Origin of the sequence: Proteiniphilum sp., assembly GCF_040307845.1 — a bacterium.
In the GTDB taxonomy this organism is placed as follows: domain Bacteria; phylum Bacteroidota; class Bacteroidia; order Bacteroidales; family Dysgonomonadaceae; genus Proteiniphilum.
The window spans coordinates 66,911-82,040 of record NZ_JAWRIS010000004.1 but is presented as its reverse complement, the minus strand read 5'-3'; the positions used below and the strand labels follow the sequence as shown (position 1 = coordinate 82,040).

Genomic DNA, 15,130 nt, shown 5'->3' with positions numbered 1-15,130 from the left:
AAATATAATTAAGGGACATTAGTGATCACGTATATATTAATGCTTCACAAGTTTCCGGTTTTGAAGGTAGGGGAGAGAAACCGAGGCAGAATGGAGCTATGCCCAATCTTGAATAGGGAATCAAAAATATTTATTTTCGGAATTACTGCAAATCACCGGATAATTTGTTTGAGTAAAAGGAGAATATTACAGTTATACACTGTAATGCACGTTGAATCATTAAAGTTCATAACGATGAAAGTAATTAGTTCGGCGGAATTACGCAATAATATGAAAAAATATCTGGATACTGCCAGGACTGAAACGGTAATTATCCAAAGAGGAAGATCCGAAATGTTTGAACTGACAAGGCAGAATGATCTGCCGGAAGATTTCCACAGGGCCATTTCAATGGATGAGGCGATTGTCAGGGTTGAAAAAGGAATGAGGAAGATTATATAAAAGATAAGCAAGATTTTGTCGCTTATGGCGGGTTACAATGTTTTGGAACGACTTGCCAAAGGCATTTATAAAGGGAAATCCCGGCAGGGGTTTCCCTTTATGTATCATCGGGTACTTTTCAATTTCCGGCCTATCCTGTAGGCCAGGTACACCAGTAGCAATGCCGCTACCACATTCAAGATATGCAGCCTGGTTTGTTGCCATTTGGTGAGGTAATTCACCGGGACTTCCTTTTCAACGACGACCGGGATGCTGTCCACCCGTTGGTGGTATACCGTGTCACGTACAAACCGCTCGCGCCAGCGGACCACATCCTTGTAAACTGTATCCCCGCGCTGGAACATACTGATCGTGTCGCGGTAAAAAATGCTGTCGAGCCTCAGTCGGTCCTTGTATTCGGTGACGGTGCGCTCCACGGGCATATACACGGTGCGCGTCTTGCATCCGTGTAAAGTGATGCAGAGAATGATAAAAAGTAGCGCATATTGTGTTTTCATTTGCCACTCATTTGTTTGATCGTTATGATTATCCATTCGCCATGATTATCCATTCCACCGGTGGCTTGGGTTGTTTTCCGGAGGGTGTTGCCGTTTTTCATTCGAACAAATGTTTGTATTGTCGCGGTATCGACCTTTGCAACGCCTCCCGGATCTCCCACTTGTGGATGTCCAGATCCTTATTGATATCCAGTGCGGGATTCTGCCGGGCTACCTTGTCCGATGTGATCACATAATCGTCCGGCTTGCCTATGGCGGCGGGCCAGAACACTGCGCAGTAGACATCCAGCCAGTTTCCCATTTTCCCGCGGTAAGGGGCCAGGTACCGTCGCACCCAGTCCAGTTGTTCCACATTGCTCATCCGGCGCAGTTGCCCGGTAGTCGTACCCAGCGACCGCGCCGTGGCCGGCATGAACTGGATCAGCCCCGTCGCCCCCGATGTCTTGTTGACGATACGGTGGTCCAGTGTGCCGGCCGTCTCGAACCACATCACCAGCATCAGCCAGTCGGGATCGATGCCTAAGTATGCGCAGATCTCCTCCACTTTTTCAGTGAAAGCCTGCCTGTTTTCATTGATCAACTGTTCGAAAATCATGGTCAGGAAGTTTGGAATCGTGTTGGCGTTATCAGTAATCCATTATCAGCCGGTAGTTTTCAATATCCAAGACCCCTCTTCCGGGATAAACCCGCCGGAAAGGACGAATCCTGTTCCGGCAGGTTGGGATTAAAAGATATGGCGATATCAATGTTTCACTGGCAAGCTGGATTGTTTGATGCCGGAAAACCGATAGTCTAATCGAACAAATCGACCGCCTAATGTCGAACGATCCATAAGCCGGCTTATAGACAATCCGTAAGCCGGCATATAGACGATCCATAAGCCGGCTTATAGACAACCCATAAGCCTGATGAGATTATACGTTCAATGGGTATCCAAACTCGTATGAACGGGGTTCTTTCAATGGCGTTTTGACGCCTGAAAACTGCGTGGTCAGCACCAGTTGGTAATCCCCTTCGGGGAGATCGGCCGGCACAATGAACGTAACTCTTGATGGGTCGTTCGTCAGTATGGAAGTGGCGGGAATGGCTGTTTCCGCATCCGTTTCCATATTCACGAGCTTGAGCCCTACCGACGGGTTTTCGCCTTCGATCCTTATCCGTGTGCCTGTGAGGTTGACGCCGCCACCGGGCGTGAGTGTACCGTTCTCTTCGCCGGAAGCCACATCCGTTACCGAATTGATCACAGTGCCGGAGACGGCCAGCCCGCGTATGTTGACACCTGTTGTCTCAACGGCTTTCCGTAAATTCACGTTCGGTATAACCCTTACCCCAAGGCTGTGTTTTGTGCTGTCCCATTGGGCGTTGTCGCCCGTGAACACGCCGTTGACCTTCAGCCCGAAAAAGCCCAGGCCGAAAGCCACGGAGGCCCCGTTGCATACTTCTTCGATGGCTATTTGCTTGAGGATCTCGATGGATGCTTTGAGAGTAGTGGCGTTCAGGTCGGTACGGCGGGCTACCGCCGTCTTGATCAAGTCGTCTTCGTTGAGCGATTTGCTGGTCACAACGCGACCAAAACGGTCGTCTTTACGTTCCGTGATGGGTAGGTCGTACAACTCTACCATTACCTTGTTTTTTTCGGTTGTTGCCATAATAGTTTGATTTTTTTTATTAATGATACATATTCATCCTTAGTGCGGATGATCATTTTGGTTTATTATTTTCCGCAAGGGCGTTGACAATCCCTGAACTGGGTGGGTTCCCGGATAGTAGTTTGGTATTCAAGTTGTCTACCTCGGCTTTCAATTCTTTGAGGTTCTTTTTTTGTGTCAAACATATTCAGGAACACCTGAAAGGAGTTCCGCGCATGATTATAAATTGTTTGCAGGATTCGTATTAGATGTAACTCATTTATAACCTTTCAAAGATACTTTGTAATATATCGGTAACCGAGTGCAACGCATTACAAAGTCAAGGTGCCGTTCAGATTAAAAGCAAATGGGAAAATCATCCCTTTTTATTATACTACCTCCTTTCTTTCATATATAAATTAGTGTCATTATTTACAGCCATCCGGTTTCCCCGAAAAGCCCGGTGATTTTTTCCCGGAAAGAAGCGTTATCGCCCGCGGGACGGTATTGCAGGTATCCTTCCGGATGATATAATCGCAAGATATCGCCTTGCATTTCATAACGGTATATTTTCGACAGGCGTTCAATATATAACTGTCCGTCCGGTGTATCCAGCGCATAGGTCAGGACTTGCATGTCAATGCCGAGCGTCCGCTTTTCTTCGTCACACATGTATTTTCCCGCCATATGGTTGACGGAACTTTTGCCATAAGCATTGCCGCCGGACTCAAGTAACAACTGGTAGTTATATTCACTGACCGGCTGGGGGATGATTAGTGCGCTGGTATCCGGCGAACCGAAACCCTCCAGCTTCCACACCGTGCCCACGAGGGGTTGGTCGGGCGGCAGCAATTGTTCACTCCGGTCGCAATTGGCAATAAGGAATGGTAATGCTGCAATAATTAATTGCACCTTTAATACGTTGTGGTTAATATGGGTTGTTTTCATAGATTTCTCGTTTTTAGCCGGCCTCATACCATTGAGAACAATATTCTCTGTTTATTTTAGTTAATTAGGTGGCAATATTCATAACGACTCAAAATAAAGAAAAATTTCCCTATTTTGCAATAGTTATATGGTTAAATAAATGAAAATTAATTGATGTTTTGTGTATTTATAATTAACAAAGGTGTCAGGCTATTTTTTGATTCTTGTCATCAATCTTTTTATCGCTATAATCAGCTTATCCGGGAAAAAGTCTTTCCAATGGAAATTGGATAGTTTAAACCCGACCGGACTATATTCTCCGGATAACCTTTTTTCCTGTAATTCATGGATCAACTTCAGATAGTCATTCCCCATCCTTTCGACCGAAAAATCTGTTGCTGCTTTTTCTGCACACAATTTGCTCATTTTGATAAGATTATCCGGGTTACTGCCTAACTTGATGATGGCGTCGGCAAAAGCCTGTGTTTCTCCAACTCGGGGAAGAAAACCGTATACGCCATCTTTTACGCAATTGTCCGTAATGTTTTCCAAATACGAGGCAACCGGAACGCATCCGCACGACATGCTTTCGATTAAAGTAAGGGGTAAGCCTTCATAAAAAGAGGTCATCAGGAAAATATGATGTGACTGGTATAATTGATATACCTCTTCCCTTGCGATAGTACCCCGGAATGTGACCAAATTATCGACACCCTTTTCTTTCAAAAGCCTTATCAGTGTCTTTTTATCGGGGCCATCTCCCACAATGGTCAGTTCAAAAGGGAATGCAGCTTTCTTTCTGCACAATTCCAATATTTCCGGGATGAAATAAATACCTTTTTGTGCGTGGTTTAGTCTGCCGACAAAGATTATCTTGATGGTTCGAAAGTTATTGCGGGTTAAGGAACCCATGTGCATACCCGGTAGCTCAATGCCATTGGGGATGCAGTAAAGTTTTTGTATATCAATGTATTGACGGGATCCTTCGTAAGCGGCCATACTCACACATGAAACGCCGTCTATATTATTCATATTCCGGCTTGCGACCAGGTAAACACCATAATTGTCATTGTGGACAACAGATAGTATGATGCTTTTTTCGTTGAACTTGTGGGCAGAAAGTTGGGCAAAAAGACTGTGATTTAGTATGATTACATCATATTGCCCCCGCCTAAGTAATTTTCCAATCATGGATGAATAGATAAATTTACCGAAAGGAAACCATTCCATCTCTCCTATATTCATATAATCGGATTGTAATCCTGACCGGGCGATTTCAGAATACCATACGCCTTGTGATTGTTCGGTGATGATGGTAACGTCATGTCCCAATGAGGAAAAATATTTCCCCAAGCTCAGGACAAACGTGCTGACTCCGCCGCCGGCACTCAGGCTGTATGTCACGATACCTATTTTCATCGACAATAATTCACTTTTTTATTTTTTCTTGCAAACAATCACATTATCAATAAAAATATCGCTGCGTTGTTTACTGATAGCATATCTGATGGCTCCCACTATATTATTATAGAACAATAAAAAACCATGATAATATTTTGAGATCCGGTTTCTTTTTATGTTCTCTTTGGTGAAGATAAAGAAGTTCTTTAACTGGTATATGGCACGAATATCCTGGAGGGTTTTACATTGCTCCAATACCTCAAATCCGGTCTGTTCCAGAAGGTGTTTCAGCCCGAAAGAAGTATAACGGGTGTAATCATGTGGTTTTTCGTGTTCACCCCATATAAAAGGGACAGACAAAAGAAGTATCCCTTCGTTTTTTAGCACCCTATGGATTTCTTTTACCAGGTTGTTGGGATCATTCACATGTTCGAGCGTTTGAGTACATACAACACTGTCAAAATCATTATCCCTGAATGGAAAATTCTTTCCATCATAAAACAAGTCGATATCCTCGTTCGAATGGTCATGTGCCCCTTCAAAATCAATTCCAATATACTCGCTGTAATTAAACAGGTTTTTGTAGGGTTTGTTGCCGCAACCCACATCCAACGTCTTGCCGTTTATGTAATGTGCATAGTTCTTTATGGCTTTTAATAATTCATTTCGGGCGTAATAAGACCCATTCTTTAAGTGGAACATTGTATTTGTAATTTTGTATTGTTGTTAATTGGAATCATTTACCTTGTGAAAGAGTTCTTCATCCTATCTTTTACCAGTTGAACCACATCCTGTTGGATGGTAGAATGCAATGCCTTGTTTACCGTGAAATAGAATAATCCCCCGACGCCGATCTGTGTGCCAAGCATTAAAAAATCATTCTTAATGATCATTGGAAACACCATAAGGAGACAGCACATAGCAGTGCTGATAACCATATACGGTAAAATATCCAGTAATTGGCGTTTTACGTCGTATCCGGTGCCCCGGGCTGTAACAAAAATACCGATAAAGTATTGTATGATTGCTGCCACTGCTTGCCCTATCACCAGTGCGGGAATGCTAATGCCGACCGTCACGAAAATAGCGATCAGGATAATGGCATTTTTCACCAATTCGATGTAAAATACGATTCTTGTCTTTCCTCGTGCGATGAGGTAGTTGTTTTGTAGCGTGACCAGCACGAAAAATATTCCTTTGACCAGTAAAATCTGAAACAGAGGAATGGAAGAATCCCATTTTGTCCCGAAAAAGATATGGAATATGGGCTCCGCAGCTACGATTAGTGCAGCAAAGAAAGGGATGATAAAATAAGCAGCCATTCGGTTTGTTTTGCCGAAGACGCGCTTCATCCGCTCTTTGTCATCTTGAATGGAAGACAAAGAAGGCAGAAGAAACTGTCCGAATGCTTGTAGCAATGAAATATATCCCATTCTTGACCATTTGTCGGCCTGTGCATAATAACCCAGTTGATGGAGGCTGTATCTTGATCCGATAATTAACGGATACAGACTTTGAAAGATTGTATTGGTGAAGGAGGTCAGGAATATGTTTTTTCCGGTGGTGTACATTTTTTTTAATGATGCCCAGTCAAATATAAATGTAGGGCGCCATGAGTTCTGTATCCAGAGAAAAAGGGTGCGGGTTGAAGCCAGTACCAACGCTTGTATCACCAATGTCCATATACCCAAGCCGATCAGTGCCAACACGATAGCAGTGCCTCCTGAGATGAGTAAAGGGATCATATTTGCCAAAGCCACTGCTTTCATCTTCATCTCCCGCATAAGGATGCTGCTTTGTACTAAACCGAAAGCTTGGATAATAACAGTGAGAAACATTACCCGGGAAAGAGGAATCAACCGTATGTCGTCGTAATAATGGCTGATGGCGGGAGCCAAAAAAAAGAGTAAAGTGTATAATAAGATACTGATGGCCAGATTGAAAGAGAAAACGCTCTGGTAATCCCTGTCGGTAGTCTCCTTGTGCTGGATGAGTGCGACGTTGAATCCACTATCAACGAAAATAGTGATGAAAGCGGAGAAGACGGTAATAATCATTATCACGCCAAAATCCTCAGGAAAGAGTTTATTCGCCAGGATGATCCCGGAGATTGCGTAAGTAATCTGGCAGAACACCTTGTCGAAGGTGCTCCAGATAAGTGCGCTTATGCTTTTTTCCTTGAGTGTTTTTGCCATGTCGCGAAATTTGTCATCTACAAAGATAATTATGCCAGGATATTTTTATAAGCATTGATGTAACGATCACTGACCGTGTCGAGGTTGACCTTGTCGCGGATGATCTTCCAGGATTCCTCTCCCATCCTTGAGGCCAGGGAGGGATCTTTTAGGAGTATAAGCAATTTGTCCGCAAGGCCATCCACATCGTTTTCTTCAAAGAAAAACCCGTTTTTGTTGGGAACGACCAAGTCGTGTTCCGTGCCATCACAAACCGAGCAGATGACCGGCAGACCGAAGGTCATCGCGTCATTGATGGACAATCCCCCCATGCCTGCCAAAACATAGATGGCCGAAGCAGAGAGGTAGAAGGCAATGGTTTCATTGTCATGAATGGCTCCGGTGAAAACAACCTTTTCACCGAGATGCAACCCGACAGCCTGTTCTTTTAGATTTTCCATTTCCGGGCCACCCCCTATTACTACCAATTCTGCCCGGGGAAAGGAAGGGGCGATTTTGGAAAAGGCATCGATAAGCAGATCGACCCGTTTCCATTTTACCAGACGTCCCACATGGACGATCCGGTAATCACTCTTTTTTAATATGTTATTTTTTTGTGACAGCTCTCTTTTCATGCTAAACATAGCATCTGTATTATTCGAGTTGTATGTCACAAATACTTTCTCGGGTGCGATGCCATAGGTGGGCATCAATTCTTTTCCAAGGGAGGCATAAGCGAGCGCACCATCCGCCCTTTTGTAACAATACCTCCGTATTTGCATGGTTATCCATTGCCGCAAAATGAAACCGGCACCTTTGTTGAGCAATTTCATGTCTTCGTCGAAGAAGCGGTGCTTTTTGAAATAAGAGAACACCTTGCCATAAGGAGGCACCCTGAAAGGGATTTCGCGGATGACAAACCTGGTATGCGTGGATTTTAATACTTTTCGCAAAGCCGGTTGGAAAAAAAATTGCAGGAAATATGGCCAGACGGTCACTAAGATATCGGGTTTTTCTGTACGGATGATATCGGGTAAGTGGGGAAAGTAGGGTTTCCTGAAAACAGATAATTCCTCATCTGTTTGAATCGTTTGATAGGTGCTGTTTCGGGAATCGATTACCTTTACACCTTTACCGAGCACCGGGCTTTTTCCCTTGGGGATTACCACCACCGTGTCCACTCCCTTTTGTACCAATTTGTTCAACTGGGCATCGAAGTAGGGAGGAATACCACCAAAAGTGTAGAGAATCTTCATAAACAGGGCGGATTTAAAAATCGGTTTTAGAGGATAATATATTCCGCCGTAGTACCTGTAGCGATACCTGTTTGCCCACCTTTATACCTTTTTGTGTGAGCTGTTCCTCTACCGTCCGGTAAGCCAGCTCGGGATTGTTATTATCGCCGCTGAGGTGGCATAGCCAGATATTCCGGAGGTCCGGCGAGTAGTTATTGGCCAGGAACTCGGCAGTCTGCCGGTTGCTCAGGTGTCCCGATCCGGAACAGATACGTTGTTTCAAATGATAGGGATAACGGCCGTTGTTGAGCATTTCTTCATCGTAATTGGTCTCGATGACGAGGTGATTGGCTTTGCAGATATAATAGGCCACTTCGTCGGTAATGCTGCCCACATCGGTGGCCAGGGTAAACTTATGGTCGCCGAACCGGATAAAGAAGCCGGAATTGTCCACACTATCGTGGGGTACGTCGAAAGCGGTGATCTGGAAATCTTCAATCTGAAACGGTTTTCCTTTCTCGATATATTGGGTTGATCCGTTGAGGCTGTTGCGGACAAGGGGGTGGTTTATGATTGCCCTGTGTACCTCGCGGGTGGCATAGACCGGGATATGCAGCTTTTCCCCGAGGTAACCCACCGATTTAATATGATCGTAATGGTCGTGTGTGACCAGGATCGCCAAGATCGATGAGAGTTCGATCCCATAATGTGCAAGCCGCTTCTTGATGACGCGCGGCCCTATGCCGGCATCGATTAGGATACCCCAATGGGAATTCCCCAGATAGTAGCTATTGCCGCAACTGCCGCTGCTCAGGCTGAAGAAAGAGATTTGTTCCGATGGAAAAAGTTCGTACTGCATGGCTAATCGATAAAATCTTCAAAGTAACGGGTTATATGCGCATGTAGATGCACCCGGTCAGGTCCCATCATATTGTGTCCGTGGCCGGGGTAGATAAAGAAATCGGGGTGTGTGCCCGCCTTGATACATGCCTTCAGGAATTGCAGGCTGTGCTGCATCACCACAGTGGGATCTTCGTCGCCATGGATGATGAGCAGACGGTCTTTCAATTGACCGGCTTTGGGTAAGAGGCTGCTTTCGGCATACCCTTCCGGATTTTCATCCGGTTCATCCATATAGCGTTCGCCATACATCACCTCATAATATTTCCAGTCGATCACCGGTCCTCCGGCAACACCCACCCTGAAGAGGCCGGGATAGCGGAGCAACAGGTTGATGGTCATGAAACCGCCATAGCTCCAGCCGTGTATTCCCATCCTTTCCTTGTCCACATAGGGGAGGGAGTGAAGGTATTCCACCCCTTTCCTCTGGTCTTTGGCCTCTTCCACGCCCAGTTGGCGGTGCGTTACCTGCTCAAAGGCAGCGCCCCTGTAAGAAGTGCCGCGGTTATCCATTACGAACACCAGGTATCCTTTTTGCGCCATGTAGGTCTCCCATCCGCCGGAGCCATATCGCCAGCGATTGCTTACCATCTGGGAATGGGGTCCTCCATATACATAGACCGCCACGGGATATTTTTTAGAAGCATCGAAACCGGCCGGCTTCACCAACCGGTAGTAGAGGTCGGTACTGCCGTCCGCCGCCTTGATGGTGCCCGATTCCACCGGAGGCATCTCAATGCCTTCATAGGGGTTGTCTGCCGCCGCCAGGAGGGTGGATTTTCCTTTGCGGATGTCTATGAGCCGGATCTCTCCCGGGTTATCGTGCGCCGAGAACCGGTCGGTGAAGTATCTTCCCGAGTGGCTTATGGCTCCCGAATGGATGCCCGGTTGAGTGCTGAGATGCGTGGTCTTGCCGTTCTTCAGCTCCACGCTGTAGAGATGCCGTTCCATCGGCGTGGGGTCGGTCGATACAAAATAGAGGTTTTCTCCTTTCTTGTCGATGCCGATGATATCGGTCACTTCCCAATCTCCCCGGGTGAGTTGACGGTTCAGTTTTCCCGACCGGTCGTAGAGATAGAGGTGGTTAAAGCCGTCCCTCCTGCTCTGCCAGATGAATTGGTCTCCCTTGCTGTCGGTAAAGAGCACGGGGTGTTCCGGTTCCACATACCAGGGATTGATCTCTTCGAACAATGTCCGGTCGAAATCGCCGGAGGCAGCATGGTAGCGGTTCAGCTTCATCCGGTTTTGTCCGCGGTTCAGCTCGGCAACGTATATCGACGATGCATCGGGGTTCCATGCAATGTTGGTGAGATAATGCTCATCGGGCGTGCCCGTTTTCAGATAAATAGTCTCACCGGTAGCGGTGTCATGGATGCCGATGGTCACATGGTGGCTTTTCATGCCCGCCATCGGATATTTGACAGGTTTCGCTTCGGCCACCCGTGTTGAAATATCCACCAGTGGATAGTCGGTCACCATGGTCTCATCCATACGGTAGAAAGCCAGTTTCTTGCCATCGGGCGACCAGAATATGCCGCCGTCGATGCCGAATTCGTTGCGGTGTACTGCCTGGCCGCACACAATACCCGGGTTTTCTTCCCGGGTGACGGCTCTCTCTTCACCATCCCGGTTCCTGATGAAGAGATTGTTTCCGATGGTGTAGGCCAGATGGTGGTTGTCCGGGGAGAGCAGATGGTTTTCGCTGCTGTCGGGAAAACTGAAAAAAGCCTCCATGGCCATTTTCTCCGTATCAAACAGTCCGGTGCCGTTGGCCATAACCACTTGTATCAACGGATTGCCGTCGGCAGGGAAGGAGAGGCGTATAACCTGCCCGGATTGTTTGGATTGTTTGGATTGCCCGGATTGTTTGGATTGTTCGAACTCTTTTGACTGTCCGGATTGTCCGGTTGAATCCTCTTCAAATCCAATTTTGTCAAATGTAAGGAACAATTGCTTATCAGCCGGGTTTGTGAGGTCTTTCACAATCCATACGGAGTCGTTGCGGAGCGCCATCAGCCGGTCGCCATGCCACTGGAACTGTGTCGGAATCCGGGGAGTGAAACGGGTGTACTCCTTACCCCCCGGTATGAGTTCCTCCAGGGTAAATTGCCTGGTCTGCTGCGCGGCAAGCGTTGTGGCGAAAAGATATGTCAGGATGAATAAAAAATGTCTATGCATGTTGTGTAAGTCGAGGTGACTACTCTCTAATATAATGCCTGTCTTGTATAATGCCTGTCTTGACAAGAGGGATCTACAGCCCTGTTTCAGAGAGTCTTTTCGCTGTCTGGTGAAACCCCTCCATTATCTGCTGTACTACTTCTCCTGCCGGAATAATCTCTTTAATATGGGAAGCGATCTGCCCGATTTCGAGCTCTCCCTCCGATAGGTCTCCTTCGAAGATACCTCTTTTGGAGCGGCCTTTGCCCAAGAGTTCACGCAGTTCTTCAGGCGTGGCGCCGCGGTCTTCCAGTTGCTGTACCTGTTGGTAGAACTCATTTTTTACCAGTCGCGTGGGACTCACCTTCTTGAGGGATAATACCGTGTCTCCTTCATTCAGGGAGATGCACCGTTGCTTGAAGGCCTCGCTGGCAGAGCTCTCCCGGGTCAGCGCGAACCGGGTACCTACCTGCACACCCTCGGCTCCCAGTGCAAATGCTGCGGCCATTCCCTCGCCCGAAGCGATACCCCCGGCGGCGATCAGGGGTAAATCGATTGCTTTTCTCACCTGCGGTATCAATGTGAAAGTGGTGGTTTCTTCACGGCCGTTATGGCCTCCGGCTTCGAAGCCCTCGGCAACGACAGCGTCAACGCCTGCTTCGGCGCATTTGACGGCGAAACGGGAGCTGGATACCACATGGGCCACCTTAATCCCTTCCGCCTTAAGCGTTGAGGTCCATGTTTTAGGATTGCCTGCCGAAGTGAAGACGACCGGTACTTTCTCTTCGAGGATGATTTGCATGATCTCCTCGATCTGCGGGTACATCAACGGTACGTTTACCCCGAACGGCTTTCCGGTGGCCGCCTTACATTTACAGATATGTTCCCTTAATGTGTCGGGATGCATTGATCCCGCTCCAATCAGTCCCAGCCCTCCGGCGTTGCTCACAGCCGCAGCCAATTTCCAGCCGCTGCACCATACCATTCCTGCCTGGATGATAGGGTAGCGAATACCAAAGAGGGCCGATATTCGGTTTGTATTCATGTTTGAACTATTTGTTGCTTGAACTTACAAAGATAATAACCTCCTGATGATTTTCCCTCATTGTCGTGGAACAAAGTCATTTTTTTAGTAGCTTTGCGGTTTAAAGTGGGCAAGTGGTTAGGTGCCTAAGTGGGCAAGTGGTTAGGTGCCTAAGTGAGTAAGTGGTTAGGAGCCTAAGTGGGTAAGTGGTTAGGTGCCTAGGTGGAAAGGTGGGAAAGTGACAGGGGAGAGAGGGAGACTTGGCGACTGGGGAGACGCACTGTATGCTGATAGTGCACTTCGCGCGATAATTGGTAATTGGTAATTAGTAATTGGTAATTTAAAATATATGAACGTCCTTCTTCTTGGTTCCGGCGGGCGCGAGCATGCGTTAGCATGGAAAATTCGAAAGAGCAGATTCTTGAATAATCTCTATATCGCTCCCGGTAATGCCGGTACGGCATCGTTGGGTGTGAATGTCGACATTGGGGTGACTGATTTCGGTGCGATGAAACGGTTTTCACTCGACCATGATATCGATATGATCGTGGTTGGGCCGGAAGTGCCCTTGGTAGAGGGGGTCTATGATTACTTTCATGAAGATGAGGATGCCTGCCATATTGCTATTATCGGGCCATCGAGGAAAGGGGCGCAATTGGAGGGGAGCAAGGATTTCGCCAAACGATTTATGTCCACCCACAATATTCCTACCGCACGGTTTAAAACCGTTACTCTCGACAGCGTAATGGAGGGAAATGACTTTCTCGATTCGCTTCCGCCGCCTTATGTGCTGAAAGCAGACGGGTTGGCTGCCGGAAAAGGGGTATTGATCGTAGAGGATCTCAATGAAGCCAAGCGGTTACTCTGGGAGATGCTCAACGGGAAGTTCGGAACTGCCAGCAACAGGGTGGTGATAGAGGAATTCCTGTCGGGTATCGAGTGCTCGGTTTTTGTGCTGACGGATGGCAAATCATATAAGATCCTGCCGGTGGCGAAAGACTACAAGCGGATTGGCGAGGGGGATACCGGATTGAATACCGGGGGAATGGGGGCAGTGTCACCCGTGCCTTTTGCGGATGAGCTGTTTATGGAAAAAGTGCGTAGCCGGATTGTGGAGCCGACTGTCGGAGGATTGCAAAAAGAAAAGATAGATTACAAAGGGTTTATTTTTATTGGGTTGATCAATGTGGAAGGCGAGCCGAAAGTGATTGAATACAATGTACGTTTGGGTGATCCGGAGACGGAAGTGGTAGTGCCCCTGATCAAGTCGGATCTCCTGGAATTATTCACGGCCGTGACTATGGAAACCCTGGATGAGAAAGAACTTGAGTATGACAACCGTTATGCCGTAACGGTGATGATGGTCGCCGGAGGATATCCTGGAACATATGAAAATGGGAAGACCATCGAGGGCCTGGACGACATACAGGATAGCCTCGTTTTCCATGCCGGCACGAAAAATGTGGAAGGAAAAGTGGTATCGTCAGGAGGACGGGTGCTTTCGGTCACCTCCTATGGGAAGACTATGGATGAAGCATTGGAGACATCCTATAAGAATATCGCCAAGGTCCGTTTCAACAACAGCTATTTCAGGAGAGATATAGGTTTCGATCTCGGTATATAATAATATAATCGGTATATATAATATAAGTTGTCCATGCATCCTGTCGTCAGATCATTCCGTGCAGCTTTCGTGGAGGGGCGTTTTGTTCCCCTGCTTGCCGCTTTTGGAATGACCGGCATGCGGCTTGCCCTATTCTACACGGGGGGCATGCCCCTGATTGCTTCCATTGGAGACAATTATGTGTGGGAACCGGTAGCCCATCTTTTTAACCGTCCGCAGGTTTCACTGGCCGCTTCCACGCTGTCCGTCTTTCTTATAGCATGGATACTTTCCCTGTTAAACAATAGGTTCAACCTTATCCGTTCACGGTCTCACCTCCCCTTTACCGCACCGTTATTCTTATTAAGCCTTCACCCCTATTTTTTGGTGATGTCGGGCGATTATATGGCTGTTATTTTTGTCCTTCTGGCCTTCTTCCCGTTTCTGGAGTCGTACCAGAAGCCGGACGCTTACCTTTGTTCCTTTCGGGCTTCGATACTGGTCGCGGTGGCTTCACTCTTCCAGATATATGCGCTTATGTTGCTGCCTTTGTGGTGGGTCGGGGAGCGGTCGATGAGGGGATCCCAGTCCCGCTCGTTTGCCTCATCCCTGTTTGGTCTCTTCCTTGTGTATGTGACGCTGTTCTCCATCTATTGGCTGCTCGATGATATTCCCCGTTTTGTCAGGCCGTTTCTGCAGTTTGTTTCCTTTTCAGCACCCGAAATTCCCCGATTTTCCGTGCTGGAGTGGGGGGGAGTATTCTTCGTGGCATTGTTTTTTATATCCAATATGGTTCTCAGCACCAAAATATATAGCCGTGATAAGGCGCTCACCCTCTCGTTGATGCAGTTCATGGTTTTCCTGATTGTTTTTCTATTGCTCCTCCAGATAGTTTACTGGAAGGAGACTTTTTTCTTCTTGTTGCTTTCCCTCACCCTGGCTTCCTATCTGAATGCCTATTTCTACTCAAGGACGATCTTGAGGAACCATATTTATGTGGGGTATGGCATGTTGTCGTTGATGTTACTGCTCTATCTATCCCACCTTCTCCCTTCAATGGTTTCCCTTCTATAAAACAAAAAGCCATTTTCCTCTGTTTATTATATGGTTGGGTCTGCCCCGATAAGTCATTTCCTGAAAAAT

The 15,130-nt window shown here is 47.1% G+C and carries 15 protein-coding genes; 4 read left to right on the top strand and 11 right to left on the bottom strand.

All coding sequences use genetic code 11. The annotated features are described in order from the left end of the window. Positions 1 to 234 precede the first annotated feature (234 nt). Positions 235 to 441, top strand: a complete 207-nt coding sequence (locus ABV001_RS00565) for a hypothetical protein (RefSeq protein WP_352421005.1) — start codon at positions 235 to 237, stop codon at positions 439 to 441. 104 nt (positions 442 to 545) lie between these two features. Here ABV001_RS00565 and ABV001_RS00560 read toward each other — a convergent pair whose 3' ends face one another. Both ABV001_RS00560 and ABV001_RS00555 read right to left on the bottom strand, forming a co-directional pair. Further along, positions 546 to 938 (bottom strand): hypothetical protein, encoded by a 393-nt coding sequence (locus ABV001_RS00560; protein WP_352421004.1) that lies wholly within the window; start codon positions 936 to 938, stop codon positions 546 to 548. Positions 939 to 1,035: 97 nt separating this feature from the next. After that, entirely contained in the window at positions 1,036 to 1,350 is a 315-nt protein-coding gene (locus tag ABV001_RS00555; RefSeq protein WP_352421003.1) for a hypothetical protein, read from the bottom strand. Here ABV001_RS00555 and ABV001_RS00550 point away from each other — a divergent pair. Beyond that, the gene (locus ABV001_RS00550; RefSeq protein WP_352421002.1) at positions 1,349 to 1,666 is read left to right on the top strand and encodes a hypothetical protein; all 318 of its coding nucleotides are present in this window, start codon (positions 1,349 to 1,351) and stop codon (positions 1,664 to 1,666) included. The genes ABV001_RS00555 and ABV001_RS00550 overlap by 2 nt on opposite strands. A gap of 186 nt (positions 1,667 to 1,852) precedes the next feature. On the opposite strand, the gene ABV001_RS00545 is transcribed toward ABV001_RS00550, so the two are convergent. The 9 genes from ABV001_RS00545 to ABV001_RS00505 all read right to left on the bottom strand — a co-directional run bounded on the left by ABV001_RS00545 (position 1,853) and on the right by ABV001_RS00505 (position 12,405). After that, positions 1,853 to 2,587, bottom strand: coding sequence for a DUF4469 domain-containing protein (locus ABV001_RS00545; protein WP_352421001.1), 735 nt, complete (start codon positions 2,585 to 2,587; stop codon positions 1,853 to 1,855). Between the two features lie 411 nt (positions 2,588 to 2,998). Further along, positions 2,999 to 3,514 (bottom strand): META domain-containing protein, encoded by a 516-nt coding sequence (locus tag ABV001_RS00540; RefSeq protein WP_352421000.1) that lies wholly within the window; start codon positions 3,512 to 3,514, stop codon positions 2,999 to 3,001. A 189-nt stretch (positions 3,515 to 3,703) separates the two neighbouring features. Further along, on the bottom strand, positions 3,704 to 4,912 hold the full coding sequence (locus tag ABV001_RS00535) for a glycosyltransferase family 4 protein (protein WP_352420999.1): 1,209 nt from the start codon (positions 4,910 to 4,912) through the stop codon (positions 3,704 to 3,706). Positions 4,913 to 4,930: 18 nt separating this feature from the next. Then, a complete protein-coding gene (locus ABV001_RS00530) occupies positions 4,931 to 5,596 on the bottom strand; it encodes a class I SAM-dependent methyltransferase (protein WP_352420998.1) in 666 nt (221 codons plus the stop codon). A 38-nt stretch (positions 5,597 to 5,634) separates the two neighbouring features. Continuing rightward, the gene (locus ABV001_RS00525; RefSeq protein ID WP_352420997.1) at positions 5,635 to 7,089 is read right to left on the bottom strand and encodes a lipopolysaccharide biosynthesis protein; all 1,455 of its coding nucleotides are present in this window, start codon (positions 7,087 to 7,089) and stop codon (positions 5,635 to 5,637) included. A 29-nt stretch (positions 7,090 to 7,118) separates the two neighbouring features. Further along, positions 7,119 to 8,324, bottom strand: coding sequence for a glycosyltransferase family 4 protein (locus ABV001_RS00520; protein WP_352420996.1), 1,206 nt, complete (start codon positions 8,322 to 8,324; stop codon positions 7,119 to 7,121). A gap of 13 nt (positions 8,325 to 8,337) precedes the next feature. Then, entirely contained in the window at positions 8,338 to 9,162 is an 825-nt protein-coding gene (locus tag ABV001_RS00515; RefSeq protein ID WP_352420995.1) for an MBL fold metallo-hydrolase, read from the bottom strand. A gap of 2 nt (positions 9,163 to 9,164) precedes the next feature. Continuing rightward, positions 9,165 to 11,381, bottom strand: a complete 2,217-nt coding sequence (locus tag ABV001_RS00510) for a S9 family peptidase (protein WP_352420994.1) — start codon at positions 11,379 to 11,381, stop codon at positions 9,165 to 9,167. Between the two features lie 73 nt (positions 11,382 to 11,454). Further along, entirely contained in the window at positions 11,455 to 12,405 is a 951-nt protein-coding gene (locus tag ABV001_RS00505) for an NAD(P)H-dependent flavin oxidoreductase (RefSeq protein WP_352420993.1), read from the bottom strand. A 328-nt stretch (positions 12,406 to 12,733) separates the two neighbouring features. Here ABV001_RS00505 and purD point away from each other — a divergent pair, with 328 nt between their 5' ends. Together purD and ABV001_RS00495 are read left to right on the top strand one after the other, a co-directional pair. Beyond that, a complete protein-coding gene (gene purD, locus ABV001_RS00500) occupies positions 12,734 to 14,008 on the top strand; it encodes a phosphoribosylamine--glycine ligase (protein WP_352420992.1) in 1,275 nt (424 codons plus the stop codon). Between the two features lie 33 nt (positions 14,009 to 14,041). After that, positions 14,042 to 15,061 (top strand): hypothetical protein, encoded by a 1,020-nt coding sequence (locus ABV001_RS00495; RefSeq protein ID WP_352420991.1) that lies wholly within the window; start codon positions 14,042 to 14,044, stop codon positions 15,059 to 15,061. The last annotated feature ends 69 nt before the right edge of the window (positions 15,062 to 15,130 follow it).